This is a genomic window from Neomoorella sulfitireducens (genome assembly GCF_024733845.1).
In the GTDB taxonomy this organism is placed as follows: Bacteria; Bacillota; DSM-521; order Neomoorellales; family Neomoorellaceae; genus Neomoorella; species Neomoorella sulfitireducens.
Map to the genome: position 1 here is coordinate 29,500 of NZ_JANRHG010000014.1, position 24,975 is coordinate 54,474.

25 protein-coding genes are annotated in these 24,975 nt (G+C 55.7%); 7 read left to right on the forward strand and 18 right to left on the reverse strand.

What is annotated here, in order from left to right; all coding sequences use genetic code 11:
- Positions 1 to 193: 193 nt before the first annotated feature.
- The 16 genes from NWF31_RS12330 to NWF31_RS12405 form a co-directional block, all read right to left on the reverse strand.
- Complete coding sequence (locus NWF31_RS12330; RefSeq protein ID WP_258360809.1) at positions 194 to 1,243, reverse strand: glycosyltransferase family 4 protein; 1,050 nt, start codon at positions 1,241 to 1,243, stop codon at positions 194 to 196.
- A 77-nt stretch (positions 1,244 to 1,320) separates the two neighbouring features.
- Entirely contained in the window at positions 1,321 to 1,752 is a 432-nt protein-coding gene (gene fabZ / locus NWF31_RS12335) for a 3-hydroxyacyl-ACP dehydratase FabZ (protein WP_258360810.1), read from the reverse strand.
- Between the two features lie 77 nt (positions 1,753 to 1,829).
- Positions 1,830 to 3,434: a murein biosynthesis integral membrane protein MurJ gene (murJ, locus tag NWF31_RS12340; RefSeq protein WP_258360811.1), complete on the reverse strand. Its 1,605-nt coding sequence runs from the start codon at positions 3,432 to 3,434 to the stop codon at positions 1,830 to 1,832.
- Positions 3,435 to 3,445: 11 nt separating this feature from the next.
- Complete coding sequence (csaB, locus tag NWF31_RS12345; RefSeq protein ID WP_258360812.1) at positions 3,446 to 4,549, reverse strand: polysaccharide pyruvyl transferase CsaB; 1,104 nt, start codon at positions 4,547 to 4,549, stop codon at positions 3,446 to 3,448.
- A complete protein-coding gene (locus NWF31_RS12350) occupies positions 4,537 to 6,447 on the reverse strand; it encodes a DUF5693 family protein (protein WP_258360813.1) in 1,911 nt (636 codons plus the stop codon). The genes csaB and NWF31_RS12350 overlap by 13 nt, the downstream gene beginning before the upstream one ends.
- Positions 6,448 to 6,608: 161 nt before the next feature.
- A complete protein-coding gene (locus NWF31_RS12355) occupies positions 6,609 to 7,076 on the reverse strand; it encodes a hypothetical protein (protein WP_258360814.1) in 468 nt (155 codons plus the stop codon).
- Between the two features lie 46 nt (positions 7,077 to 7,122).
- Positions 7,123 to 8,217: an ABC transporter ATP-binding protein gene (locus NWF31_RS12360; RefSeq protein WP_258360815.1), complete on the reverse strand. Its 1,095-nt coding sequence runs from the start codon at positions 8,215 to 8,217 to the stop codon at positions 7,123 to 7,125.
- A complete protein-coding gene (gene nagB / locus NWF31_RS12365) occupies positions 8,199 to 8,966 on the reverse strand; it encodes a glucosamine-6-phosphate deaminase (RefSeq protein ID WP_258360816.1) in 768 nt (255 codons plus the stop codon). The genes NWF31_RS12360 and nagB overlap by 19 nt, the downstream gene beginning before the upstream one ends.
- Entirely contained in the window at positions 8,963 to 9,967 is a 1,005-nt protein-coding gene (locus NWF31_RS12370; protein WP_258360817.1) for a uroporphyrinogen decarboxylase family protein, read from the reverse strand. Before NWF31_RS12370 ends, nagB begins: the two co-directional genes overlap by 4 nt.
- Positions 9,915 to 10,910: a carbohydrate kinase family protein gene (locus tag NWF31_RS12375; protein WP_258360818.1), complete on the reverse strand. Its 996-nt coding sequence runs from the start codon at positions 10,908 to 10,910 to the stop codon at positions 9,915 to 9,917. Before NWF31_RS12375 ends, NWF31_RS12370 begins: the two co-directional genes overlap by 53 nt.
- Positions 10,911 to 10,967: 57 nt before the next feature.
- The gene (locus tag NWF31_RS12380) at positions 10,968 to 11,678 is read right to left on the reverse strand and encodes a PIG-L deacetylase family protein (RefSeq protein WP_258360819.1); all 711 of its coding nucleotides are present in this window, start codon (positions 11,676 to 11,678) and stop codon (positions 10,968 to 10,970) included.
- A gap of 24 nt (positions 11,679 to 11,702) precedes the next feature.
- A complete protein-coding gene (locus NWF31_RS12385; protein WP_258360820.1) occupies positions 11,703 to 12,848 on the reverse strand; it encodes a uroporphyrinogen decarboxylase family protein in 1,146 nt (381 codons plus the stop codon).
- Positions 12,849 to 12,866: 18 nt separating this feature from the next.
- A complete protein-coding gene (locus tag NWF31_RS12390) occupies positions 12,867 to 13,694 on the reverse strand; it encodes a carbohydrate ABC transporter permease (RefSeq protein WP_258360821.1) in 828 nt (275 codons plus the stop codon).
- Between the two features lie 20 nt (positions 13,695 to 13,714).
- Complete coding sequence (locus NWF31_RS12395; protein ID WP_258360822.1) at positions 13,715 to 14,620, reverse strand: carbohydrate ABC transporter permease; 906 nt, start codon at positions 14,618 to 14,620, stop codon at positions 13,715 to 13,717.
- An 87-nt stretch (positions 14,621 to 14,707) separates the two neighbouring features.
- On the reverse strand, positions 14,708 to 16,030 hold the full coding sequence (locus NWF31_RS12400) for an ABC transporter substrate-binding protein (RefSeq protein ID WP_258360823.1): 1,323 nt from the start codon (positions 16,028 to 16,030) through the stop codon (positions 14,708 to 14,710).
- Between the two features lie 126 nt (positions 16,031 to 16,156).
- The gene (locus tag NWF31_RS12405) at positions 16,157 to 17,386 is read right to left on the reverse strand and encodes an ROK family transcriptional regulator (protein ID WP_258360824.1); all 1,230 of its coding nucleotides are present in this window, start codon (positions 17,384 to 17,386) and stop codon (positions 16,157 to 16,159) included.
- Between the two features lie 340 nt (positions 17,387 to 17,726).
- Here NWF31_RS12405 and NWF31_RS12410 point away from each other — a divergent pair, with 340 nt between their 5' ends.
- Complete coding sequence (locus tag NWF31_RS12410) at positions 17,727 to 17,948, forward strand: FmdB family zinc ribbon protein (RefSeq protein ID WP_258360825.1); 222 nt, start codon at positions 17,727 to 17,729, stop codon at positions 17,946 to 17,948.
- Between the two features lie 123 nt (positions 17,949 to 18,071).
- The gene (locus tag NWF31_RS12415) at positions 18,072 to 18,407 is read left to right on the forward strand and encodes a hypothetical protein (RefSeq protein ID WP_258360826.1); all 336 of its coding nucleotides are present in this window, start codon (positions 18,072 to 18,074) and stop codon (positions 18,405 to 18,407) included.
- On the opposite strand, the gene NWF31_RS12420 is transcribed toward NWF31_RS12415, so the two are convergent.
- On the reverse strand, positions 18,393 to 18,734 hold the full coding sequence (locus tag NWF31_RS12420) for a hypothetical protein (protein ID WP_258360827.1): 342 nt from the start codon (positions 18,732 to 18,734) through the stop codon (positions 18,393 to 18,395). The two genes, NWF31_RS12415 and NWF31_RS12420, sit on opposite strands and share 15 nt — an antisense overlap.
- Before the next feature lie 139 nt (positions 18,735 to 18,873).
- Here NWF31_RS12420 and NWF31_RS12425 point away from each other — a divergent pair, with 139 nt between their 5' ends.
- From NWF31_RS12425 to ypeB, 3 genes are all read left to right on the forward strand, one after another.
- On the forward strand, positions 18,874 to 19,284 hold the full coding sequence (locus tag NWF31_RS12425; RefSeq protein WP_258360828.1) for a hypothetical protein: 411 nt from the start codon (positions 18,874 to 18,876) through the stop codon (positions 19,282 to 19,284).
- A gap of 89 nt (positions 19,285 to 19,373) precedes the next feature.
- Positions 19,374 to 19,865, forward strand: a complete 492-nt coding sequence (locus NWF31_RS12430) for a cell wall hydrolase (protein WP_258360829.1) — start codon at positions 19,374 to 19,376, stop codon at positions 19,863 to 19,865.
- 23 nt (positions 19,866 to 19,888) lie between these two features.
- Positions 19,889 to 21,268, forward strand: coding sequence for a germination protein YpeB (gene ypeB / locus NWF31_RS12435; RefSeq protein WP_258360830.1), 1,380 nt, complete (start codon positions 19,889 to 19,891; stop codon positions 21,266 to 21,268).
- A gap of 45 nt (positions 21,269 to 21,313) precedes the next feature.
- On the opposite strand, the gene NWF31_RS12440 is transcribed toward ypeB, so the two are convergent.
- Positions 21,314 to 22,264, reverse strand: a complete 951-nt coding sequence (locus tag NWF31_RS12440) for a S1 family peptidase (RefSeq protein ID WP_258360831.1) — start codon at positions 22,262 to 22,264, stop codon at positions 21,314 to 21,316.
- A gap of 191 nt (positions 22,265 to 22,455) precedes the next feature.
- Between NWF31_RS12440 and NWF31_RS12445 the strand changes: the two genes are divergently transcribed.
- Complete coding sequence (locus NWF31_RS12445; RefSeq protein ID WP_258360832.1) at positions 22,456 to 23,607, forward strand: cysteine desulfurase family protein; 1,152 nt, start codon at positions 22,456 to 22,458, stop codon at positions 23,605 to 23,607.
- Positions 23,608 to 23,732: 125 nt separating this feature from the next.
- On the forward strand, positions 23,733 to 24,905 hold the full coding sequence (gene thiI / locus NWF31_RS12450; protein WP_258360833.1) for a tRNA uracil 4-sulfurtransferase ThiI: 1,173 nt from the start codon (positions 23,733 to 23,735) through the stop codon (positions 24,903 to 24,905).
- Positions 24,906 to 24,975: the final 70 nt, after the last annotated feature.

A 24,975-nucleotide genomic window follows, 5' to 3' on the forward strand; every position in this document is an offset into this window, starting at 1 on the left:
AGGAGACCGACGCCGGCAACGATAAAGGCCAGGATTAAAAGCGCCTCAATGAGCAAGTCGTTCATCTATTTTCCCCCATTACTGCAAGACTTCATTTCCGTATTATTTCCCAATAGCCTCCATAAATGCAAAAAAGCCGCGAGTTAAAACTCGCGACCCTTTCGATACCGTTCTTGTGCCCTGCGGCACCGGATCATAGTATATGCAAAGAATTATGCCGGGTCTTAACCCCGGGAAGATGCCCTTTACCAAACACACCCAATTTATTACATCCCACCAGGATTATCACGGCCAGGCCTACCAGGATGAGCATACCCTGGTCCGTAGTCAACCTGGTAAGGAGCACAGCACTGCCCCCCAGGCAGGCATTCACCAGATAGATGATGCTGACGGCCTGGCGCTGGGTTAAACCCTGGGCCAGCAGGCAGTGGTGCAGGTGGCCTTTATCCGGGGCGAAAATAGGCCGGTGGTTGAGATAGCGCCGGATAATGGCCAGGACGGTGTCCAGGATAGGTAAACCCAGGATGACTACCGGGACTAAAAGGGAAACTACCGTCGCGCTCTTGGTCAGGCCAACGACGGCCAGGGCCGCCAGGTTGAAACCCAAAAACATGGAGCCGCTGTCCCCCATAAAAATCCGTGCCGGGTGAAAGTTAAAAGGCAAAAATCCCAGTACACTGGCTGCCAGGGCCAGGGAAAGAAGGGCAACTACCCCTTCCCCGTTAAACCAGGCCACCACGGCAATGGTGACAGCGGCAATAAAGGATGTTCCGGCGGCCAGGCCATCCAGGCCGTCCACCAGGTTCAAGGCATTGGTAACACCTACGAGCCAAAAAATAGTAACGGGTATGGCCAGCTTGCCTAAAATTAAAAGACCGTCAAAGGGGTTGGTGAGAAATTCCACCCGCACGCCGAAGGCTACCACGATGGCCGCGGCAATAATTTGCCCCATCAATTTCAACCTGGGACTTATATTTTTAAGGTCATCGACCAGCCCCACCAGCATGATAAAGGTGCCGCCCAGCAGGAGCCCCAGGTATTTATCCCCGTGGTAACCGAGGAGGGCAAAGGCCCCTAGGAAACCGGCATAGATGGCCACTCCCCCCAGGCGGGGCGTGGGAGTATGGTGAACTTTACGGGCATCGGGTTTATCAACTGCCCCCAAGCGGGGTGCCACCCGGCATAAAAATGGTGTAACTATAAAGCTAATTGCCCCGGCTAGAACTAGGGCCAGGATATTCACCTCAGGTTCCTCCTCTGGAATTAATTCTATTGCGGGCCGGCGTCGTCTCCCGCGCTTCAGGCCCCCGCAATAGAACCTTATTCAATCTTTTCTCCAACAGCAAATAGGAGTTCGCCTTCGGCCGCCAGTTCTTCCCCCACCCAGGCGCGGCCGTAACCTTTACCTACCCTTCCTTTGAGCTTGATAATCTCCGTCTCCAGCCTTAAAACGTCGCCCGGAACCACCTGGCGGCGGAAACGAACCCCGTCCATACCGCCAAAAAGAACAACCCTCCCCTGGAATTCGGGGAGACTTAACAGGGCCACCGCTCCGACCTGGGCCAGGGCTTCCATGATTAACACGCCGGGCATTACCGGCTGCCCGGGAAAATGGCCGCTGAAATACCATTCGTTGCCGCTGACATTTTTTTGTCCCAGCGCCCGTTGTCCTGCCTCCACTGCCAGGATACGGTCAACCAGCAGGAAGGGGTAACGGTGGGGTAATACTTTCTGGATTGCCGCCAGGTCCATAACGTCACTTCGCCTTCAGGTCTATTGATTTAGACGACCTTGATGATCGTATTCGCCGTTTCTCCCTTTATTCCTGCTTATGAATGTGCCCTTTGCAGCCGGCGGCGCAACATAGCGGTGATGATATTAACTTCTTCAATCCTTACCAGAAGTGCCAGGCGCCAGAAGATGAACACCCCGGCGACTATTAATACGGTTATCCGGGCAAATAATCCCGGCAGAGGCAGGGAACCGGCAAAAACATCAAGGCACCTGCCCGCCAGCCAGACAAGCAGTCCCATTATTACCGCAGCCAGGACCGTACGCAGGGCAGAACCCAGAAGGGCAAACACCTTCAGCTCCGGCAGGCGGCGGTGCAATGCCAGGTAAAGCATTAGGGCATAGCAACTGCCGGCCAGGGAATTGGCCAGGGCCAGGCCACCATGTCCCAGGTTAGGCGCCAGCAAGGAACTAAAAATAATATTAATGATTACAGAGCAAAGACCTGTTGTTACCGGGACGGTTACATCCTGGAGGGCATAAAAGGCCCGGGTCAAGATGGGATGCATGGCCTGGGCCAGGAGCCCCAGGGAATAAAATAAAACCGCCACTGCCGTCATGGTGGTTGCCCGGGGATCAAAAGCCCCCCGCTCAAAAACCAGTCGCACCAGGGGCTCCCGGAGGACAATAAGCCCGGCGGCGGCCGGCAAAATGGTAAGGATCACCAGTCCCAGGCCGCGATCAACCAGGCGGGCCATTTCCCGGCGGTCATGACGGGCCGCCTGCTCGGCCAGGGATGGAAAAACGGCTGTGGTAACGCTGGCCACAAAGATACCCAGGGGGAGAGTTACCAGTCTATTGCCAAAGTCCAGGGCCGTAATACTACCCGCTACCAGGTGGGAGGCAAAAAAGCGATTGGTGGCCAGGTATAACTGGCCCACCGCCAGGCTCAAAGATACGGGCAGCAGGTGGCGGCCAATCTGGCGTACTGCCGGGTGATGGGCCAGCAGGTGCCCGGTAAAACGAAAGTCCAGGCGCGGTAAATCGGGAAGCTGGACTGCCATATAGGCGATAAAGCTTAAAACTGTACCTGCCGCCAGTCCGGTGATGCCATAGGCTTGCCCGGCAAGGATTACGGTGGCAATAATCACCACATTGCTCACCGCCGGTGCCAGGGCGGGCGAGGTAAAGATATAACCGGCGTTTAAAATACCGCTGATAAGCATTCCTGTTCCCATAAAAGGTAAAGAGATGAACATGATGCGGGTGAGTTTCACCGCCAGATCATAAACTGGCACCGTAAATCCGGGGGCCAGGACCTGGACCAACCAGGGAGCCAGGACGGTGCCTGCAGCTGCCAGCAGGGTCATGATTAAAAAGGTCCAGTTGCCGACGGCGCTGGCTATTGCCCAGGCCTGGTCGCGGTCGTCCCGGACCAGGTAAGTGGTAATTACAGGCACCATCACCGTGACAAAGGCCATCCCCAGGATGGTCTGGAGAAAGAAAGGAATGGTATAGGCTACCAGGTAGGCGTCGGTAGCCGGGCCGGCACCAAAACGTGCGGCAATACTGGCATCCCGTACAAAACCCAGTACCCGGCTCAGCAGGTTCAATAGCAGGACAAGACTTGCCGCCCTGGCCATGCGAGCCACCGGCGTTCCTGCCGGTGCCCGGGCATATTTGCCGTTGTTATTTGCTGCCATTTTTCTGGCCGTCAGCCACTTGTGGCTCCTTTCTTCAAGTACTCTGCAACCAGGCGGGCGCTATCAAGGGCCCGGGGCCGCAGTTCGGCCGCTGCCGCCCTTAATCTCCGGCCGTATTCTTCCCGGCAAGCCATGGCTTCTTGCACCGCCTCCGTAAGTCCCTGGCAGGTTAACCCGGCCAGCAAACCCGCTGCCGGTTGTTCCACCAGCCGGGCAAAGGCAAGCACCTTAGGATCATAGGGCAGGGCCAGGAAAGGAACCCCCATAACCGCCGCCAGAATCAGGGCGTGGAGCCGCATGCCGATTAAAAATTGCATCCGGCCCATCAAGCCCATAATAGTCGCCAGGTCTAAATTTTCCCTTAAAACAACCGCCGGCTGATGCATCAGGCGTGAAACCTGGCGACAGGCGTCAACATCGGCAGGAAAGTGGAAGGGTAAAAATAAAACCCGCCACCCGGCGGCCACCAGGTCATCGGCCGCCCTGGCCAGGGCCGGCCAGCATTTGCCGGCCCCCGGCCAGGAGCGGACAGAAATACCAACGACAGGAGCAGCCAGGCCCAACTCCTGCCATTTTTCCTGCCCGGGGCGCAAATCCAGGTTCTCTGGCTCCAGGCCCAGCACCGGGTCGGCGGTAACATAGACCGGCGGCCGCCTCACCCCCAGCTCCTCCAGGAGTTGCCGTGACTCGCTATCCCGCAAGGATATAAGCTGGACGTTATTTAAAATCCTCCCGGCCAGCCAGCGGCTAAAGGGCCGCTTTAACGGCCCCAGCCCCTGGGCATAAACAAACACCGGCTTGCGCAATAGCCGGGCCAGAACTACCACTCCCAGGTAGTAAAGGAGGCTGTTCCAGCCCGTCACGTCCTGGAAGAGGCTACCGCCACCGCTTATAACCAGGTCGGCCCGGCGCAAGGCATCGGCTACCGCCGCCAGCTGCCAGCGGTTTACCGCATCAACTTTATAACTCGCTGCTGTTTGCTCCGGGCGGCGGGACAGGACGGTAATTTCCAGGCCGGGCACAAAGGAGCGCAGGGCCTGGACCATGCTATAAAGGACGGCCTCATCCCCGGCATTTTGAAAACCATAATAGCCGGAAATAACTACCCTGGCCACAACCCGTCCCTCCTTAAAGCTGCCCTTCCCAGCTTTACGATTGCAACCAGCAGCACACCAATCAGGAGCCCCAGCCACAGGCCGTTAAAGGTCCGCAATAAGGAAATAAGGAATGGAATGTGAATATGGGAGAAGGTATTAACAAGGGAAATCTGCCCTACCAGGCCCAGAAGCCAGAAAAGAAGATAACGGTGCTGGTAACCCAGACTCAAGCTCAATAGTAAGAAAGGGTAACCGATGAGAAATTCTTTGGTTCGCGGGCGGGCAAGCAGCAAGTTTTCAAGGAACGAGCGCGCCTGCCCTTCAAAGGGTAACAGGCCGACACTTTCATTACCGCTGCGGCTCAGGTAAAGAAACCCGGCGGCAGCCACCGCCACAGCCAGGAGTACCAGCTTTACGGTGAGACCGGCCTCAAGCCATTCCCGCACGGAAGCAACAGACCGCCGCCCCTCCCGGCGGACAATCACGGCCGCTGAAAATAATAGCAGCGGGGCTACAAAGGCAATTTTAACGCCGCTGAACTCATTAATCTTTAAGATAAAGGAATTATCGGCCAAAATGGCAGCAATAAGTAACGCTCCTAAAAAGGAGAGCAGGGCAGTGCGCAAGGTAACACCGACCCCGGCCTTTAGCCCGCGCGGCAGCGGGGACCACGCCGTAAGAACGGCCAAAATAGGGAAAATAACGGCAGCTCCCAGGGCCATTACCTTGCGGGCCAGAAGTACCTGGTAATCCAGCCCTAAGGCCCCCGTCCAGGCTATAAGGCCCAGGATACCTAAAGCTAATCCCGGACGTGGCAAACCAAACTGTGTCATTAAAAGAACCCCGGCGGCCAGGACACCCAGGCCGGTAACGTACAGCCACAGGCGTGAAAAAGGAAAAGGTAAAAAGGGCTTCGCCCGGCCTATAATCAAACCGGCGTCCAGGATTGCTTTTCTCAATTTGCCCACGAAATGAAGGTTATCCTCCAGCCAGTTTGCCGATCCCGGCGCAAATTTTAAGCGGGCAATAAGCAGGCGATTATTCCTTTCCCGGGCGGCCAGTTCCAGGCGCTCTACGGCTGCGGCCGGGGTCAACCCTTTCATTTCATCGGCACTAATGCTGTGTACCCGCAGGGCCTTTTTATCCAGAAGCATGGCCAGCTGGCCGAGACCTTGTTGCGGGAAAAATTCGATCAAGCCCACAGGTACCTGGAGCTGCTCAATCTGGGCAGCCAGGTCGGACAGGTAGGCGGGATAACCGGGGAGATTCCTATCGTTGAAAAGCAGGGCCGCTATACTGTCCTGGTAGGCAAAGAGGGGCCTTAAAGTGGCCGCCAGGGAAGCGGCGTTGGCGCCGTACCACCATTTAACCTGGGGCACGAGCATCAGGCCCAGGTCCCGCGCCATGGCCATTTCCCCTTCCGGGAACCCCAGGCCCAGATCCTCTAAGTCAGTCATAGTGAGGGGAATGCCCAGGGCTATGAAGCCGCTGCCGGCCAGCACCTGCACCCCGCCGCGTATTTTATTTCTTAACTGTAGCTCCAGGCGCTGCGCCAGTTGCCTGTCACCAGTAAAAAGATAGGTATATTCCCGATGAACTTTTTCTCGTTCTGAAGCCGGGAAGGACAAGATAGCCTCCGTACCTGGCCGGACCCAGACCTGCTGCTGGAGAACCTCTATAGTCTGCTCTTTGAATAGTACGGCGTTGACTCCCTGCTGCTGCAAACGGGCGAGGGTTTCCCTGGTAGTCAAACCATTCCACCGGGCTAATTCCTGCACCTGCTGGAAATCAACCGCCAGGGTAACCGTCCGGTTGGCCTCTTCGAGGCGTACGCGGTTTGTAATTATAACCCCAGCGGCCAGGGTGGCGACAATTAGCACCGTCCAGAGGATTGGCTGGTAACGCCAGCGCAACAAAAAAATCCCCTCTTCTCATAAGGCTACAAAATGGATCTATTCGCCACCCGGTGACCGAATCCTCCTTGAGCAACCCGGTAACTTGTGGTTGCAGGAAACTTCAACCCGCCTGTAAGGCGGGTTGAAAAAGCCGTCCCGGTAGGACCCTGCGGCAAAGAAATTTACGCCATAGAACTATCGATAAGGGGCTTTGCAGGCACTAAATACCTGCTGCTTCTTTCCAGGACGGCCAGGATTTCTTTAATCTGCCCTTGTGTTAAGGTGGTGTAACGGCTGTTTTCTTCGCTGGTATCACTATTTTCCACTATCAGCATCCTGGTGCCGGCTGCGGTAAGGACCCAGTGCCACACGCCCTGCCTGACATTATATACCTTCCCCGGTTCCATCCAGGTACAGTAAACCTCCTCCGGTGCCCCGTCGCCTCCGGCAACGATAAGCAGCCCTTCCCCTGCCAGGAGCACAAAGACTTCATCGGTAGATAAGTGCTTTTCGATTTTTCCCAGTTTCTCCGGGCGGAATTCCGGGGCGTCATTCAATAAGGCCACCCGCCAGGTGCCGAAATCGATTACCGGATGGTAGCCCTCCCCCCTCCAGCCTGCTACTTGCAAAAATTTTTCCGGTACAATCATGCCCGTTCCCCTCCCTATGCTTCGCCGGAGCCTTCCAGCGGGTCTTTTATAAAGCCTTGCCACTCTGCCGGTCGAAGAAATGGGCGCGGTTGAGGTTGAAAACTAGGGGCAAGATTTGGCCCGGCCGGGGTAAACTCCCGCCCGCCAGCCTGGACGTCAGCACCTGATCGCCCAGGGTAAAATATACCAGTCCCTCCGCTCCCAGGGGTTCCACAACGTCCGCCCTTACCTGGAGCACCCAGCCCGGGTATTTTTCCCTGAGTACCGGGTCCAGGCTGATATCTTCCGGCCGCAGGCCCATGACCAGCTCACCGTTTGCCGCCTTAAGGTTTTGTGGCAGCAAATCTTCTAACGAAAAATTAAATCCTGTGCCCCGGACTATACCCCGGCCGTTCTCTGCCACCAGGTCCACCGGCAGGAAATTCATTGGTGGCGATCCTATAAAGCCGGCCACAAACATATTAGCCGGATGCTCGTAAAGGCCCATAGGGGTGTCAATCTGCTGGACGATACCCTCGTTCATAACTACAATGCGGTGACCCATGGTCATGGCTTCCGTCTGGTCATGGGTAACATAAATGGTGGTAACGCCCAGGCGTTGCTGTAGCCGCGCCAGTTCCATGCGCATTTGTACGCGCAATTTGGCATCCAGGTTTGACAGGGGCTCATCCATGAGGAAAACCTGGGGTTCCCGGACGATGGCCCGGCCCAGGGCCACGCGCTGGCGCTGGCCGCCGGAAAGGGCCCGGGGCTTGCGTTTTAGCAGGGGTTCTATCCCCAGCATGCCGGCAACCTCCGTCACCCGGCGCCTGATTTCTTCCCGGGGCACGCGCCGCATTTTGAGGCCGAAGGCCAGGTTGTCGTAGACATTCATATGGGGATAAAGGGCGTAGTTCTGGAACACCATGGCTATATCCCGGTCTTTGGCCGGTACATTGTTCACCAGCCGTTCGCCGATATAGATCTCACCTTCGCTGATCTCTTCCAAACCTGCTACCATACGCAGGGTGGTGGACTTGCCGCATCCCGACGGCCCTACCAGGACTATAAACTCACCGTCATTTATCTCCAGGTTAAAATTTTTAACTGCCACCACCTGGCCGTATTTTTTCCACACATTTTTTAACAGCATGCGGGCCATGTCCCGCCCCCCTTTACCACACTGTGAAGCTTTTCCGCGGCAGCCCGGTCCAGGACCACTGTAACGCCGGGATGGAGTTGCAGGAGGGAAGCCGGAACCATGGTAGTCACCGGGCCCTCCAGGGCTGCGGCTACGGCTGCAGCTTTATCCCGGCCACTGGCCAGGAGCAGGATGCGTCTTGCCTTCATAATACTGCCCATACCCATGGATATAGCCTGGCGCGGTACAGCATCAATACTGGCAAAAAAACGGGCATTGGCAAGGATGGTTTCCGGAGCCAGGTCAATCAAATGCGTCCTGGCGTTGAGGGCTGCCCCCGGTTCATTAAAGCCAATATGGCCGTTGCGACCGATCCCTAAGATCTGGAGATCAATCCCCCCTGCCGCCGCAATGGCCGCCTCATAGGCTGCACAGGCCGCCGCCACATCCCCGGGCTGGCCTGGTGGCAGGTGAATATTTTCCCGCCGTATGTTTATATGCCGGAAAAAGTTCTCTTCCATATAGTAATGATAACTATGGGGATCGCTGGATGAAAGACCGTAGTACTCGTCAAGGTTAAAGGTAGTTACCCGGCTAAAATCCAGGCGACCTTCCTGATATAGCTTTACGAGTTCCCGGTAAAGGCCCAGGGGGGTAGCTCCCGTGGCCAGGCCCAGCACTAAATTGGGCTTGCCCTTAAGGACCGCAGTTACCACGCAGGCGCCCAGGCGGCTCATATGCTGGTAATCCCGGGCTACCAGGATCTTCATGGCTGCCACTCCTCCCTAGCGCGCACCAGGGCGGCAAAATTGGCTTCGGGTGTCTGGCGCGGGACCTCACAGCCGGGGCTCAAGAGATAGCCTCGGCCCCCGATCGCCATGCACCGGCGGGCGGCAGCCGCTACCTCTTCAGGAGTGCCCTGGAGTAACACGGCCGATGGATCGATATTGCCCTTTACACATTTATCCCGGAAAACCTTCCGGGCCTCCGCCAGGTCCACCCTCGCATCAATATTGATAATATCAAAATCCATCTCCCCTATGGCTTCAAGGAGATGCTGCGAAGCACCGCAAATATGGTATTTAACCTTGACGCCGGTAGCCTTAAGACCCTGCACCACCCTCTGGGTGCAGGGCAACACCCATTGCCTGTACATGGATAACGAGACCAGGGAAGCTATGGCATCTCCCATTCCTATAATATCGGCCCCGGCCTCTACCTGGGCCCGGCCGAAGGCCACGGCCAGTCCGGCAGTGAAATCCAGGAGCTCCGCTACAAAATCCGGGGCATCGTACAGGTCCATCATGAAGTTGTTCAGGCCCCTTAAGATTGCGGCGCTCTGGAAGGGGGCTTCCACCCAGCCTAGAACAGGAATTTGGCCTCCCGTCTGCTTTTTTAATTCTTGCACGCCGGCGATCTTATCGGCCAGGCGCTCGGCTTTATAAACATCGGGAAGGGCCAGCCCGGCCAGGTCTTTTCTTTCAGGTAAGGCCGGCTTCTTTTCTACCGGAAGATCGTCTGCGGGAAATTCCAGTTCGGCCCCGCAGGCCTGGGCTTCCCGGTAGGCATCGGTATCAGCAGTAACAATGTCATAGCCGAAGTGCTCCACGCAGGCCACCTGGGCCCTGGCCATGGCCCGGTAATCGGTGCAATACCGGCCGTAGGGTACGCCGGCAAACCGGGCGGCAAAGGCCATGACGAAGGGACAGGCGGGCACCTTATCTACCGGCTGAAAAGCAATAGCCGCCATTACGCGCTGGTATGCATTCATCTAACTTAACCTCCCTCTCGGCTAGGAAAGCCTTTACCTCCGCGGCGGTCGGGGCGGCAGCCGCTCCACCCCACCTGGTGGCCGCCAGGGCCCCGCAGGCGCTAGCCCACAGGGCGCATTTTTCCAGCTCCCATCCCCGGGAATAAGCGTTTAAGAAGCCGGCGGCAAAAACATCGCCAGAGCCCACCGCATCTACACTCCTGACGTCGAAGGCCGGCAGGCAGAAAAATTTAGAACCGCTCTGGACAGCCACGCCCTGCCCTCCCCGGGTAATAATGGCCACTTTAACCCTGCTTGCCAGCACGCCGAGGGCTTCCTGCCAGGTTTTCCTGCCCGTAAGGGCGCAGGCTTCGGCCTCATTGGGAAAGAAAAGATCAATTAAGGTTAAAAGCTCCAAAACGCCAGGCCTTAAATGGTCGAAATCAAACCATCCCGTATCCAGGGAGGTGCTCAGCCCGGCCGCCCTGGCCTCCTGCAGTAAAACAAAATAAGCCTTGAGGTTCTCTTCCCAGTTAAAAGCTGATAGATGTAGATGGGTAAATGTTGCCAGTTGCTCTCCTACCGGCGGCAGGGGACGGTAGGCAGCGTTGCTGCCCTGGTAGCTTATGAAAGAACGGTCCGCCTGGGAAGTAATGGCTATACTTAGTCCTGTCCTGGCACCGGGTACGACTTGCAGCAACGACGTATCCACGCCCGCTTCATGCAAGGCCTGGTAAAGGTACTGGCTCAAATAATCATCGCCCCCGTGGCCGTGGAGGCTGACCTGCTCCCCCAGCCTGGCCAGGGCCACCGCCGTATTAGCTGCGCTACCTCCTGCACACAGGCATATATCCGGGACAAAAACTTCTTCCCCGGGCCGGGGAACAGCTTTTAACCCTTTAACGATAAGATCGAGATTGATATCTCCGGTTATTAAAAACCTGGGATTATTTTTTCCCTGCACTTATTTCCCCTCACATCCTGTCCATTAATTTCCCTGGCCACCAGGTCAAAATAGCCACTAAAGTCTTTTTGGCCCTAGATACAGGGCGGCCAGGTGCTTGCGGAACCCTTCAGCATAGCTGCAGCCGCACTGGAAGCCCCGGTAGCGGCCGCTCACGCGGATGAACTCCAGGACATCAAAGCTATCATGGTCCTTTAGCCACTTCACCTGGCTCTGGTGGCACTCCATCATGGCCAGCTTGATTTCCAGAGTTGAGGTTATATCAACATAATCCGTAGGTACAAAGTTTACCCCGGCGTAGGTGTCCATAAAATAAATTTCAGGAACCCGGTTCAAAGCTTGCTGCCCGGTTTCTATATGGGGGACGGTGGCCAGAAAGGAGGCATCGAGGACCAGCCTGTGTACCGCCACATGATCCGGGTGGTAATCCCGGGGGGCATGGGTGATGATAATATCCGGTTTAGCCTCCCGGATGGCCTCCACCATTTTTATTCTCTGACCTGTATAATCGACGCCAGCTTCACCGTCGGGTACGCCCAGGGCTATCACCCCTGCCCCGATCATCCCGGCCGCCGACCGGGCTTCTGCCAGCCGGATCCGGGCCAGCTCTTCCGGTCTTAACTCGAAATGACCTTTGTCGCCGTTACATACATGGCACATGGTAATCCGGTGCCCCTGCCGGGCATACAAGGCCAGGGTCCCTCCGCAGGCAATCTCCAGGTCATCCGGATGGGCGCCGATACCCATAATGCTGTGTTTGTTCTTCATCTCCGCGACCCTCTTCCTGAGTCTTCAATACTGCCCGTATTCCAGGGCTGTTTCGATCATAGCCTCATAATTGCGCCTGGTTTGTTCCTTTAGAGGAACATCTATAGGAGCCGCCGTAGGCATCAGGACAAACCTTCCCGCCGGCATAGCCTCTTCCAGCAGCCGTTTGGTGAGTTCCCGGATCTCGTCTTCAGTACCCGTCTCCAGGTCCTTAAGCTGCATGTTGCCGAAAAGGGTAACCCGGTCCCCTATCCTCCTCTTGGCCTCCGCCATGGTCACATCGCCGCTGGGCGGGGCTTCCACCGGGTCCAGGGCATCCGCTCCCATCTCGGCAAATTCCTCCAGCACCGTCCCCACCCTCCCGTGGGCATGGACACGGCAGTAACAGTTATACCGGTGAATTAAATCGATTAACTGCCGGTCATATTGCACCACGTATTCGCGGAACAATTCCCGGGGCAGGTAGGGCGGGCAGGCCACCTCCGGCCCGTAAATCCGCACCATTGGCCCGGCTCCGTTCTCCAGCAGGTGGCGCAGGTAGTCGTATATGCGCTCGAAGTACATGTCTAACAGGCGTCGCATCAGTTCCCTTTCCTGCAGGGCAAAAATGAGAAAAGCGGAGAAGTCGAAGAGTTCGAAGATGTAAATAAGGGGATCTCCTGTATCGGCCGTAATTATGCCCCTGTCGCCCAATTGCGCCCGGGCCGCCGCCAGGGAACCGGTGTCCGGCCGGTAAGGAACATAGGGGATGCTCATAACCTTGCGTAAATCATCTTCGTTCTTAATAAAATGCTCCACGGTCCAAACCGTGTTTACGCCCTCATCTACCCGTTCTACGGAAGAAATTTCCCCTAAAGGCGTATGGACAATGTACCTGGAAAAATGGCTGGCGCCTTCCTGCCAACATATCTTCTGTACGCCCACGTCCGGTGTAGCCGTTACGAAGCGGCCCAACCCGGCTTCGCCATCGCCTATACGCCGGCCATCGTAGGGGTACCAGAAGTAGATGCAGTCCGTATGCTGCCTGACTATTTCCATCAGCTCATAATAAGAGGGCTGCTGGTTGTACCAGTCGTCTTTCTTCCATCCCTGCAATTCGCAGGTGTTGACCGGTACCCTGTCAGGCAGCTGCCCCTGCAATACCGCCAGTAATCTTTCCCGGGAGTTCATAGTGTTCTTTACCTCCTTTCAGCCCTTGACCGCCCCGGCGGTCAGGCCCTTGATGAACTGGCCGGCCATCAGTAGGTAAAAGGCCAGGGCCGGGATGATGGCAGTAGTCAAGGCGGCAAAAACTGTGGGCCAGTCTGTCTGGAACTGGCCGTAAAAGATGGCCGTCCCCAGGGGGATTGTCTTTAGATGATCAGACTTGATAAATACCAGGGGAAAATAAAAGTCGTTCCATATGGGGATAAAATGATATATGGCTGCCGTGGCCAGGGCCGGCCGCATGAGGGGCAGGTAGACGTGAAGTAAAGCCCGCCAGGAATTGCAGCCATCGATTTCCGCCGCCTCCCCCAGTTCCCGGGGCAATTCAGCAAAGAAACCCGTTAAAATGAAGACGGAAAAGGGAATTCCCATGGCCGTATAGGTTAAAATCAAGGCCAGCAAATTATCGAACAGGTCCAGCTTCAGGAAAAGGCGGAAAAGGTTCAGCACCCCAAGGCGAATGGGGATCATCATCCCCGCCAGGAAATAGAAATACAGGGCCCGGTTGCCGGGGAACTGGAACCTGGCCAGGCCATAAGCTGCCAGGATAGATAACGCCAGTATAAGCCCCAGGGAAACCACGGTCACCAGGATGCTATTGCGGTAGTAAAGGGCGAAGTTATTTAGCTCCCAGACGGTGCGGTATCCTTCCAGGTTGAGCTTTTGCGGCCAGCCGAAGGGGTTGCTCAGGACCTCAAAGTTGGTCTTGAAAGAGGTAGCCACCATAATAAAAAGGGGATAGATAACAACCGCCAGCTGCCATAAAAGGAAGGCGTATAACACTATTTGCAATATGCGCCTGCGCAACATCCACATTCCCCTTTCCCGCCTCAGGCCGAGCGACGCCTGGCCTCCAGCCAGAACCAGCCCATAACTGCCATAGCAATTATGGTAAACATAACGCTGGCAATGGCCGCCCCCAGGCCCATGTCCGGCGGAGCCCCGCTCAAGGAACTAAAGGCAGTGCGGTAAAACAGGGTCCCCAGAACGTCAGTGCTGTAATTTGGACCTGCCAGGGTGCCTTCCATGGCGTATATGACTTCAAAGGAGCTGAAGTTGCCGACCAGGGTCAATATGGTCACCATACCTATTACCGGTACCAGCTGGGGCAAAGTTATGCGCCAGAAAAGGGACCATTCGTTGCAACCATCTATACGCGCCGCCTCATAAATATCTTCGGGTATAGCCTGGATCCCGGCCAGGAACATCATAATGGGCAAACCTATAAACTGCCAGGCATTGACAAAAGCTATGGCCGGCAGGGCCCAGGCTTCATCTCCCAGCCAGGGTTTGGCCAGGAAGTCCAGGTGCATGATGGTAAGAAGCTTATTTACAACACCCCAGCTGGGGTTCAGCAGCAGGGTCCATACAAAGCCCACCATCAATACGGACATGGTAACCGGGGCGAAAAAAACAGTACGAAAGAAATTGCTGAAGCGTATCTTCTGGCTCAAGAGTACGGCAAAGAGGAGGGCCGCCGCGTTTTGCAGTACCATGGTCAGCAGGAAAAATTCTATATTATTCCACAGGGCATTGAAAAAGCGCTCATTAAAGGGCGGCTGGAGGAAAAGCCGCCGGAAATTTTCCAGCCCCACAAAAGTCATGGGCCCTAACCCGCTCCACTTATACATGCTCATGGCCAGGGACCCGAACAGGGGGTAGGCCATAAAAATTGTATAGAAGAGCAGGGCCGGCACGAGATAAACCCACGGTTCCCAGGCTTTTTTCTTAAGCATTCTCTTTTCCCTTTCCTTTAAGGTGCTTCCACCCGTAGGCCTCAGGAAATAGCTGGTGGGCGTTTTAACGCCCACCAGCCCCTTACCTTACTGCTTAAAAGGAGCGTACCAGCCCGCCAGGCCATTCTGGATATTGGCCGCAGCCTCCCGGGGCGAGAGTTCGCCATTTAACAGGCGGGTTATGTTCTCCATGGCCAGGGTATTGGCCGAGGGTTCCTGCTTGCTGATCTGCTCCAGGCTCCAGCCTACCGCGAAGTTCTCTCCCTTTGGTCCGGCAGCATCGATGAATTCCTTGGCCAGCGGGTCAGTAAGCTCCCCTGTATTAATGCTGGCGCAAGGGAACAAGCCAGCCATCAGGTTGCCCGTCAGGACCTGGGCCTTTTCGCCGCCCAGCCAGTTAACGTAGATCATGGCTTCTTTTATGTGTTTGGAATTCTTGTTGACACCAATACCGGCGCCGCCGTTAAAGCCCAGCCAGCGTTTGTCACCTTTCTTAACAACCGGTGAAGTAAAGAGGCCCATCTCCAGGTTGGGGTTCTGGGACTTGAAGAAGCCGATCTCCCAGGAGCCGGCCGGGAAAATGGCCGCTTTCTCCGTCAGGAATAGCTGCTGGGCTTCCGTATACCCTATGGCCTTGTAATCCTTAGGCATATAGTCTTTAAGGCGGGCCAGCTGTTCCAGATAACCTACGAAACCGGGATCCGTAAATTTTTTCTCTCCTTTGAGAAGGGCCTGGTGCCAGTCTTCGCCTCCAAGGAAGTTAACATAATTCGGGTTGGAAATCACCTCGCTTACCACCCAGGCGTCCTTAGTACCCAGGGCCAGGGGAGTTACGCCGTTTTTCTTCAGGGTGTCCAGCAAGGCAAAGAATTCATCCCAGGTTTCGGGTTCCTTCAGGCCGTATTTGTCAAAGATTTTCTTATTATATAGAAAACCATAGGATACATGAATATATGGTAAAGCATAAATTTTACCATCAGGAGTACGGTATACCCGCATCTGGCTGTCCGGGATATTCTTTAAATTAGGGACGTCTTTCTCGCTCAGCTCCACCAGGTTGCCTGATTCAAATAGATTTAGGCCCCGGTCGAAGGGGCGGATGTACATAAGATCAGCCGCAGTATTGGTGCTCAAGGCCATACTGAGCAGGGAATCATACTCCGTGGCCTTGACGGGTTCATATTTAATTTTAATGTTGGGATATTCTTTATTAAATTCTTCGTTAAGCTTTTTAAAAGCCTCGATTTCCTCGACGCGCCAGCTGGCCAGGCGCAACTCTACGTCCTGCTCTTTATCGCCGGAGCCACCCTGGGGAGCCTGCCCGGTTTGCTTTTGGCCCCCGCACCCCGCCAGCATTGCCAGGCCTAAGACGGCTGCCAGAAACACCAGCAGGTTCTTTCTTTTTCGCATCTTTTTAAGCCTCCTCATTGCGCTTTAATTTTGCTCTTGCCGTGGATTTTACCCGCGGTCTTTAACCTTCCTTCCGACTTTCTTGACCTGCTTTTTCTCGAAGCTTATCTGCCGAGCATCCCCCCTTTACGTATTTATTTTTTTATCCTGAGCCCCATCGAGCAAATTATCATATACATAATCCAGCGCCACGGCAAAGGTACCCAGAAGACCCGTCTTCTCCCCCAGGGAAGAATAAACTATCTCCGGCGGGCTGCACGCTATGGTAGCCAGGGTTTCCTTGAATTTGTTTAAAAAGATTTCCCCGGCGGCCAGCACCTCGCCCCCGATAACTATAAGTTCTAGGTCCAGCACCTGTTGCAGGTTGGCTACCGCCAGGCCCACCCACCGGGCCATTTCCTCAAGCAAGCAGCAGGCATCCTCATCCTGGAGGCCCGCTGCCTGGCATACCAGGCGGAAGTCCACCCGTCCCTTATTACCGCGGGACAGGCCCAGCAGCAGCCCCGGCTTGCCTGCCGCTACAATCTCCCTGGCCCGCTCTACCACCGCAGCGGTAGAAGCAATAGTTTCCAGGTGACCGTACCTGCGGAAAACCGGGTCCAGGGCTTCCTTCCCCAGGGCCATAAAGCCTATCTCGCCGGCAGCGCCGTGACAGCCCTCCAACAACTGGCCGTTCAAGATAATGCCCGCGCCAATGCCAAGGCCGACGCTAATATAAGCCAGGTTACTGGCACCGCGACCTTTACCCCGCCAGAATTCCCCCAGCGCCGCCGTATTAACATCGTTTTTCACCAGCACAGGAGAATTGAAGTACCCCCGGAGCACTTCTACAGGTTTCAACCTTTCCCAGTCAAAGGAACGTGCCACCATCTTTACCAGGCCTGAAGCCGGATCATAAATGCCAGGTACGGCCAGGGCGATGGCCGCCAGCAGGTGCGGATCCAGGCCGTTTTCCCGGCACATTGCCAGGATAGTTTCCGCTACCCTTTTCAGGACCACCTCCCCCGCATCGCCGGGTTCAAAGGTAAGGGAACCTTCCGCCATCAGATCACCGTTCAGGTTGCCCAGGGCCAGACCCACTTCCTGCTTGCCCAGATCAACTCCCGCCACATAGCGGTAACCGGGATTAAGGGCTAGCATTATAGGGCGACGGCCACCACTGGAATCTCCCGTACCCGTTTCTTGTAAAATTCCCTTGTTAATGAGCTGCTCGATAATAAGGGATACCGTGGGAGCGCTCAGCCCCAGCTGCCGCGCTACTTCAGCCCTGGACAGGCTTCCGGCTTCACGTATAGCATCAATAATCAGGCGGGCGTTTAATTCGCGTAATAATTTGGGGGTACCGGTAATGACCATAAATGTTGCTCCTTGACAGCCCCGCCCCGTAAATGCCCAATACTTCTCCTTAATCAGTTGCTTTTAAGGCTTCCGGGGGCCAGGACTGGAAGTTCAACGCAAAGGAACTTTATTTATAAACTTAATTATTTATGCCCTAGATATCTTTATTTAATTTATTTATTAAGTTTCTACATGAAACATTAGAATCCTGCTGGTTGTCAAGGAAAAGTAAATTTTTTAAGATTAGATTTTCAAGAGGTGATATTCAACTTCACACCGGGCAGGCATCTTGACAAATCCATTTTCCTGGCGTATAAACAAAACTAGATCTATATACAGATAAGCGGAGGTGGTAAAAATGCCAGTCTACGAATACAAATGTGCCAAATGCGGTATTTTTGAACAGGAACAGCGCATTACCGCCCCTCCCCTGGAGAAATGCCCTACCTGCGGGGGGCCAGTACACAGGGTAATCGGCCATAATATTAGCGTAATCTACAAGGCCGGCGGTTTCTATACCACCGAAAACCGCAGCCAGGAATATAAAGATAAGGCTAAAGAAGAAAGCAAGGCCAGCTAAAAAGGAAGGGCCGCTCCTTTATAAAGGCAGCGGCCCTTCCCCTTGGTGGCCGTAACAATAGTTTATGGTAGAGAGCAATCTGGATTATTTTAACATATACTGGCAGCATAGGAGGTGTTTTCCTTGCCGCCAGTATACCCCCTCAATACCGATGAGGTTGAACTCCACGTAGCTAATGCCGTCATCCGGTTAACCCGCCGCCTGGCTTACGACCTGCCCCATGAAGTATCTGCCTATATCCCCAGGGCCGAAATCCGACGCCGCCAGTACGAAAACGGCCAGCTGGCCTGGGAAGAAGAGGTAATTTTAAACAGCCTGACCGTCGTCCATTCCCCCCAGCGGCCACCCACCGGCGAAAGGCCACCGGCAGCCGGTTCCAGCTCCGGGGCACCTGTAACCCCTTCCTCAAAAAGCCCCCGCAAAGGTGGTACGGCCTCTGTCCGCTTAAGTTACACTTAATAATGCATCTTGGAAAATCGCCGGCCCCGGAAAACTGTCGGTTGACAGCAGCAATAACAGTAGAATTAAAAAAAGCATGAAAGGGTCCCGCCCTCTTGGATTATCCTCTTTATCACCCTTTTTTTCAGCTCGAGCTGCCTGCACTGCCATTTTATGCTCCTGGCGTAAACCCTGCAATTTTTCCCGGACTCGCCGGGACTGTTCGCTTGCCAGGATATCCAGCAAGGTTTCGGCCACTTCGGTGCATTGAAGGGCCCGGCTGTTCATATAGGGCTTCAGGCTCTGGATAACGGCCAGGAGATTGGGGTCGACAATTTTATCGGCCATCTTGTTCCCTCCCATTTGGCTTTAAAGAGAAAAGCATTCCTCTATAGTTAAAAATATGCAACCAAAACAACGTTGGTGCAGCGCTTGATCCACTAACTGCAGCATATATTAAAGGGAAGGATTTGTGGAGGTGGCCCCGGTGGAAAAAATTAATTTCCTGGAAATGGCGCTACAATTGCTAACCCCCCAGCAACAACATTCCCTTAGTTTCAATGAACTGGCCGGACTCCTGGCTCTGGTCGATCTTCTTGGCATCTTAAATCTCTTGCAAGATAATGTCGCCGTACCGGCCAGGGCCGGAACCGGCAATGCCGTCCAGGAGGCTTTAAATGCCGTCCTGGGCCAGGGAAGCGGTGGCAGTGTCAAACCACCTGCCGACCTGATTAGCCTGCTGGGTAAAAACCCGGCTTTACTTACCACCCTCATGAATATGCTGATGAGTGCCAGGGAAAGCAAGGGCGCTAAAGAGAAAGAAGCCGGGGAAACAGCTCCCGCTCAGCAGAATACCCCGCTTCTGCAAAGTCGCGGTAACCTTCCCCGCAATACCTAAAAGAGCGCTATAAAGCGCTCTTTTTACGTATAAGGTCCTGGCAACCCATGCACACTAAAGGTGGAATAAGGAAACAAGGAGGAAAATCTATGTATTTTTTCCACCGCCGTTTAATCATACCGGTTCTCCTGGTTGTCATCTTAATCAGTGCCGCCCTGTGGCAATTTTATCGTCAGGGGCATAATCCCGGAGCCCTCCCCACCCAGGCCGGGGTGCCGGTTGCAGTCGGAGATGAAATTAACCTCTTGGCACGTTTAATTGCTGCTGAAGCCGGCAATGAACCTTACGAGGGACAGGTGGCCGTTGGCGCCGTAGTCCTGAACCGGGTACGCAGTCCCCTTTTTCCCTCCACCATCAGCGGTGTGATTTATGAGCCCTGGGCTTTTGAAAGCGTAGCCAACGGCCTTATCTGGCGGGTCACCAACCTGGCTTTACCTGCTGCGGCTGCCGCTGATGCCTTGAACGGCTGGGATCCCACCTACGGCGCTCTTTTCTTCTGGAACCCGTCCAAGCCCGTCAGTCCCTGGATCTGGACCAGATCTATCATTACCCAGATCGGGGCCCATGTCTTTGCCCGTTAAATCCCGAAAGGATGGTGTTATAATTGAAACGCAGGCTTACCACCATTCTCCTTACCCTGGCCCTCTTACTGGCCGTAGGCTGGGGTTTGTGGGAAAGGACCAATCGTTTAACCCTGGCCAATGCCGTGGAGGCCGGCGGCCAGCGAGACTTCTACAACCTCCTTAGTTACGTAGAGCAGGCCCAGGTAAGTATGGGAAAATCCCTGGCCAGCAGTTCCCCCCGCCAGCAGGCCGTTCACCTGACGGAAGCCTGGAACCAGGCGGCTGCCGCCCAGCTGTCCTTGAGCCAGCTGCCCACCCCGGGCATAAAGCCCATCAATACCAGTAAATTCCTGTCCCAGACCAGCGACTACAGCAACTACCTGGCGCAAAAACTGGCCCGGGGGGAGGAGATAACTCCCCAGGAAAGGGAACAACTGGTCAGGCTGCGGGATGAAATGAAGCGCCTGGCGGCCGATCTCCGCCAGGCGGAAAGCCAGGTAGCCAGCAAAAACTTACGCTGGAGCAGTTTTTACAGCGTCCAGATGCCGCAGCCTCTAAAGACCATCGCCCGGCTGGCCGTTCCCGCCGAGGCCCGGCCAGGGCCCCTGGATGGGTTTGTTAATGCCGACCGGCGCCTGCAAACCCTGCCCAGCCTGAATTACGATGGTCCCTTTTCCGATCACCTGGAAAAGCCTCGCCCCCTGGGTCTCAAGGGAAGCGAAATCGCCCAAGCTGAAGCTGAACGCCGGGCCCAGGCCTTCGCCAACGACGCCAGCGGCAGCAACTATCGCGTCCAGGCCACCCGGACCAGTAACGGGCTCCTGCCCACCTTTGCCCTTAACTTAATCGACAACCGGCGCGCCAATGTAACGGTGCATATTGATGTCAGCAAGCAAGGCGGGGAAATCATCTCCCTCCTCAATACCCGGCCGGTCGGTAGCCCCACCCTCGACGCAGCCAAAGCCCTCGAGCGGGCCAGAGCTTTCCTGGAGGCCCACGGCTTTGCCAATATGCAACCCACGTATACCGTACGCACTGGTAATAGCCAGGTGATTACCTTTGCCGCCAAAGAAGGCGACGTTATCCTTTACCCCGATCAGGTGAAGGTCAAGGTAGCCCTGGACAACGGGGAAATTACCGGCTGGGATGCGACGCCCTATTATATGGCCCATTACGACCGCCAGTTGCCTGAACCGAAATTAACCCCGGCTGAAGCCCGGGCCAAAATAAGCCCCGGCCTTAAGGTCGAAGGCGTACGGCTGGCCCTGATACCTTTGCCCGGGGGTATAGAGAGGCTAACCTATGAAGTTAAAACCAAGCTTGATGATACCTATTACCTCTCATATATCAATGCCGTCACCGGTGAAGAAGAGAAAGTGCTGCAAATTATTGACGTGCCCGGCGGCCAGCTGACCATGTAACGGGAATTTAATTCCCGCCAGACGGCGCGCCTTTACCGGCCGGGGCTAGAATTCTATCTCCAGCTGCTCTAAAACGTTCTGGATGCGGTTGCCTACAGTAGTCTGATCTGAGCCGGCAAAAAGGAGACCAACAGCGTAATTTTCCTTATCCAGGATCAGGGAACCGCTGTCCCCCGGCTGGGCGAGGGGGCCGGTAACGAACTGGTCGCTGAACATACCGGTCAGTCCCTCTTCCAGGACTACCTTGACGGTAGCCTGGAGGACTTTAATGGTGGAGCGGGTGATGCCGCTGGAACGCCCGCTCTTTACTACTTCCATTCCCAGTTCGGGCTCGCGGACGCCCTTCACCGGTCCCAGGTCCAGAATTTCCGGCTGGATAACGTCTTTACTGACCGGCCGGGCGACGGCACAGTCGACAATATTGGCGGCCGCCGTCAGCTTATTTAACCTGACCTGGTAATCGGGCCTTACCAGGTGCACCAGGCGGTTGAGGATTGCCTGGAAACGCAGGGCCCGGCTGCAGGTAACCTCCTGGACCACAGGATAAATAGGCGCAAAGCGCTCCAGGTAACCGATTACCTGGTCCCTGGTGCCGCCGTCATAGGGGCCGGGCTGGAAGATGGGGTCACCGATACTGGCCCGGCCGTCGCGGCCATTGGTAATGTTGGCCAGGACATGGTTATTGGAAAGGATAAGGGGTTCTCCCGTCCGCCGGTCTTTCACCACCGCCCCGAAAGTGCCGGCGGTTATTTTATAATGGCCGATGCTCATCCCCGGCCGCGCCGGTCGCTGGTAATCGGTACGGCCCAGGAGACGCAGTTCCCCTACCTCCAGGACATCGGTGTCCGCTTCATCCAGTACCCGGGGTACCCTGGCCTTCTGCTGTAATCTGGCAGCCGGTAATTTCTCCTTAACCAGGACTACTACTGCCGGCTTCCTGGTCATTTCGCCCCGGACACTTTTAAATCCCATCCCAACGCCCACGACGTTAGGCAAATTTAAAAGGTCCTCCCGGTACCTTGATAATGCTTTTTCCACCCTATGCATGGACACCACTCCCCAAAGGTGCCGATTTTAATTTACAATATGCTTGCATCCCCGGAGTGGTGTCACGGCCCTTTAAGTAACCCTCATTTGTTGTATAATACTAGTGAGAGACAACCTTTGCCAGGGGAGGCGTTGCCGTCTTGCAGCCGGTCATCTATCTTGATAACAGCGCCACCACACCCGTCCTGCCTGAAGTTGCCAAGGTAATACAAAAAACATTGGTGGAAAATTACGGTAATCCCTCTTCCCTCCACGGCCTGGGTATTGCCGCTGAAAAAGCCCTAGCCCACGCCCGCCGTCAGGTAGCCGGCCTGATCGGCGCCCGGACGGATGAAATTTACTTTACCTCCGGCGGCACCGAAGCCAACAACTGGGCTATATGGGGGGTAAGCCGCGCCCGTCAACGCCAGGGAAGGCACATCATCACCACATCAGTGGAACATCCCTCCCTGCTGGCAGCCTGCCGGCGGTTGGAGGCCGAAGGTTTCCAGGTTGCATACCTGCCGGTGGACAAACGTGGTATCATCAGCCCGGCTGACCTCGAAAGTGCCCTGCGGGATGATACCATCCTGGTTAGCATCATGAGCGTTAACAACGAGACGGGCGCCTTGCAGCCCCTTGAAGAAATTGCCCGCCTGGTCCACGGTAAAAGCCGGGCCGTCCTCCACGTCGATCATGTGCAGGGGTACGGCAAAATCCCCCTTCACTGCCGGAAGCACGGCATTGACCTTTTATCCCTAAGTGCCCATAAAATCCACGGGCCTAAAGGTACCGGTGCTTTATATATTAAGGAAGGATTGCGCCTGGAGCCGCTCCTTGTGGGCGGCGAACAGGAAGCAGGCCTGCGTGCGGGGACGGAAAATACGGCAGGCATCGTCGCCTTTGGCCTGGCCGCCGAACTTGCCGCCACCTATATGAAGGAACGGGTGGCCAGGTTGCGGGCAATAAAAATCGAGCTGGCCACAAAACTCTTGGAAGCCATTCCCGGTACGCAGATTAACGGTCCCCCTCCGGAGGAAGGCGCCCCCCATATCTTGAACGTCTCCTTTCCCGGCGTCCGGGCGGAAGTCCTGGTCCACATGCTGGAGCAAAGGGGCATCTACGTCTCCACCGGCTCGGCCTGCCATTCCCGCAGGCAGGAGGCCAGCCACGTCCTGAAAGCCCTGGGCCTGGAACGCTGGCGCCTCGAGGGAGCCATCCGCATCAGCCTGGGAGCCTTGAACCGGCCGGAAGAGGTGGCACCTGCTGTGGAAGCCTTTAAAGAATGCGTGCACGAGCTGTGGTCATTATAGATTGGGCTGGCGGGTAGAAGCAGAAGGCGCTTTGGTTTGAAGCAAAGAACAAAACCGGCAAAGCCGAAGGCTACGGCGCGACGCTGGCAGTCTGATTTAAAGAAGTCTATTTGGGGAGGATTGACATGTATACATCCCTACTGGTGCGATATGGTGAGATCAGCCTCAAGGGTAACAACCGCCCCTACTTTGAAGATAAACTCATGGATAATATACGCAGGGCCCTGGCCGGCCTGACGCCCCGTAAAATGCGCAAGACCTTCGGCCGCATCTTCATCGACCTCCATGACGACCTGCAAGCCGTAACCGCGCGCCTACAGCGCGTCTTCGGCATCGTCTCCATGAGCCCGGTGGTCGCAGTTCCCCTGGAACTGGAAGCCATAAAAAAAGCCGCCCTGGCCGTTTTAAAGGATTCCCCGGGCACCACCTTCAAGGTCCAGGCCCAGCGGCCCAACAAACGCTTCCCCCTCACCTCGCCGGAGATCAACCGGGAAGTGGGTGCCTATCTCCTGACCCACAGCCAGGGCCAGCAGGTGGACGTCCACCACCCCGACCGGATTATCCATGTAGAAATCCGCGACGAAGGAGCCTACGTATATTCCCGCACTATTCCCGGACCCGGCGGCCTGCCCGTGGGTGTTACCGGCCGGGGGCTGCTATTGATTTCCGGCGGCATCGACAGCCCGGTGGCCGGTTACATGGGTATGAAACGGGGCCTGGAACTGACGGGCCTCCATTTCCACAGCTTCCCCTTTACCAGCGAGCGGTCCAAGGAAAAGGTCATCGACCTCTGCCGGGTCCTGGCTACTTATTGCGGGCCTTTTCGCCTGGTGGTAGCTCCCTTTACCAGTATTCAAAAGGCCATCCGCCAGCACTGCCCGGAGGAATTCTACGTCACCATTATGCGGAGGATGATGTTCCGCATTGCCGGGGCGGTGGCCGGGAAGGAAAATGCCCTGGCCCTCCTCACGGGAGAAAGCCTGGGCCAGGTGGCCAGCCAGACCCTGCAGAGCATGGCCGTCATCAACAGGGTAGTCGACCTGCCGGTTTTAAGGCCCCTGGTAGCCTGGGACAAGAGCGAGATCATCGAGGTAGCCCGTCGCATCGGTACCTACGACATCTCCATCCGCCCCTACGAAGACTGCTGTACCCTCTTTGTCCCCAAACACCCGGCCACCAAACCGCCCCTGGCCCGGGTGGAGGCGGCCGAAAAGAACCTGGCTACAGAAGCCCTTTTAGCTGAGTGCCTGGAAAAGCTGGAAACCATCGTGGTTGAAGCCGAAAGTGCCGGAATATAAGCCGATCTACACGATACCTGACCAAAAATACCAAAGAGCCGGGTATAGCATTCATTTAAAGCGTACCCGG

Bases quoted from the DNA above. Each gene is read 5' to 3' on its own strand.
- NWF31_RS12370 (WP_258360817.1), bottom strand. From the start codon at position 9,967: ATGAATGCATACCAGCGCGTAATGGCGGCTATTGCTTTTCAGCCGGTA.
- fabZ (WP_258360810.1), bottom strand. From the start codon at position 1,752: ATGGACCTGGCGGCAATCCAGAAAGTATTACCCCACCGTTACCCCTTC.
- NWF31_RS12410 (WP_258360825.1), top strand. From the start codon at position 17,727: ATGCCAGTCTACGAATACAAATGTGCCAAATGCGGTATTTTTGAACAG.
- NWF31_RS12360 (WP_258360815.1), bottom strand. From the start codon at position 8,217: ATGGCCCGCATGCTGTTAAAAAATGTGTGGAAAAAATACGGCCAGGTG.
- NWF31_RS12385 (WP_258360820.1), bottom strand. From the start codon at position 12,848: ATGAACTCCCGGGAAAGATTACTGGCGGTATTGCAGGGGCAGCTGCCT.
- NWF31_RS12380 (WP_258360819.1), bottom strand. From the start codon at position 11,678: ATGAAGAACAAACACAGCATTATGGGTATCGGCGCCCATCCGGATGAC.
- thiI (WP_258360833.1), top strand. From the start codon at position 23,733: ATGTATACATCCCTACTGGTGCGATATGGTGAGATCAGCCTCAAGGGT.
- NWF31_RS12355 (WP_258360814.1), bottom strand. From the start codon at position 7,076: ATGATTGTACCGGAAAAATTTTTGCAAGTAGCAGGCTGGAGGGGGGAG.
- nagB (WP_258360816.1), bottom strand. From the start codon at position 8,966: ATGAAGATCCTGGTAGCCCGGGATTACCAGCATATGAGCCGCCTGGGC.
- NWF31_RS12390 (WP_258360821.1), bottom strand. From the start codon at position 13,694: ATGTTGCGCAGGCGCATATTGCAAATAGTGTTATACGCCTTCCTTTTA.
- murJ (WP_258360811.1), bottom strand. From the start codon at position 3,434: ATGGCAGCAAATAACAACGGCAAATATGCCCGGGCACCGGCAGGAACG.
- NWF31_RS12405 (WP_258360824.1), bottom strand. From the start codon at position 17,386: ATGGTCATTACCGGTACCCCCAAATTATTACGCGAATTAAACGCCCGC.
- NWF31_RS12395 (WP_258360822.1), bottom strand. From the start codon at position 14,620: ATGCTTAAGAAAAAAGCCTGGGAACCGTGGGTTTATCTCGTGCCGGCC.
- NWF31_RS12420 (WP_258360827.1), bottom strand. From the start codon at position 18,734: ATGGCCGATAAAATTGTCGACCCCAATCTCCTGGCCGTTATCCAGAGC.
- NWF31_RS12400 (WP_258360823.1), bottom strand. From the start codon at position 16,030: ATGCGAAAAAGAAAGAACCTGCTGGTGTTTCTGGCAGCCGTCTTAGGC.
- NWF31_RS12430 (WP_258360829.1), top strand. From the start codon at position 19,374: ATGTATTTTTTCCACCGCCGTTTAATCATACCGGTTCTCCTGGTTGTC.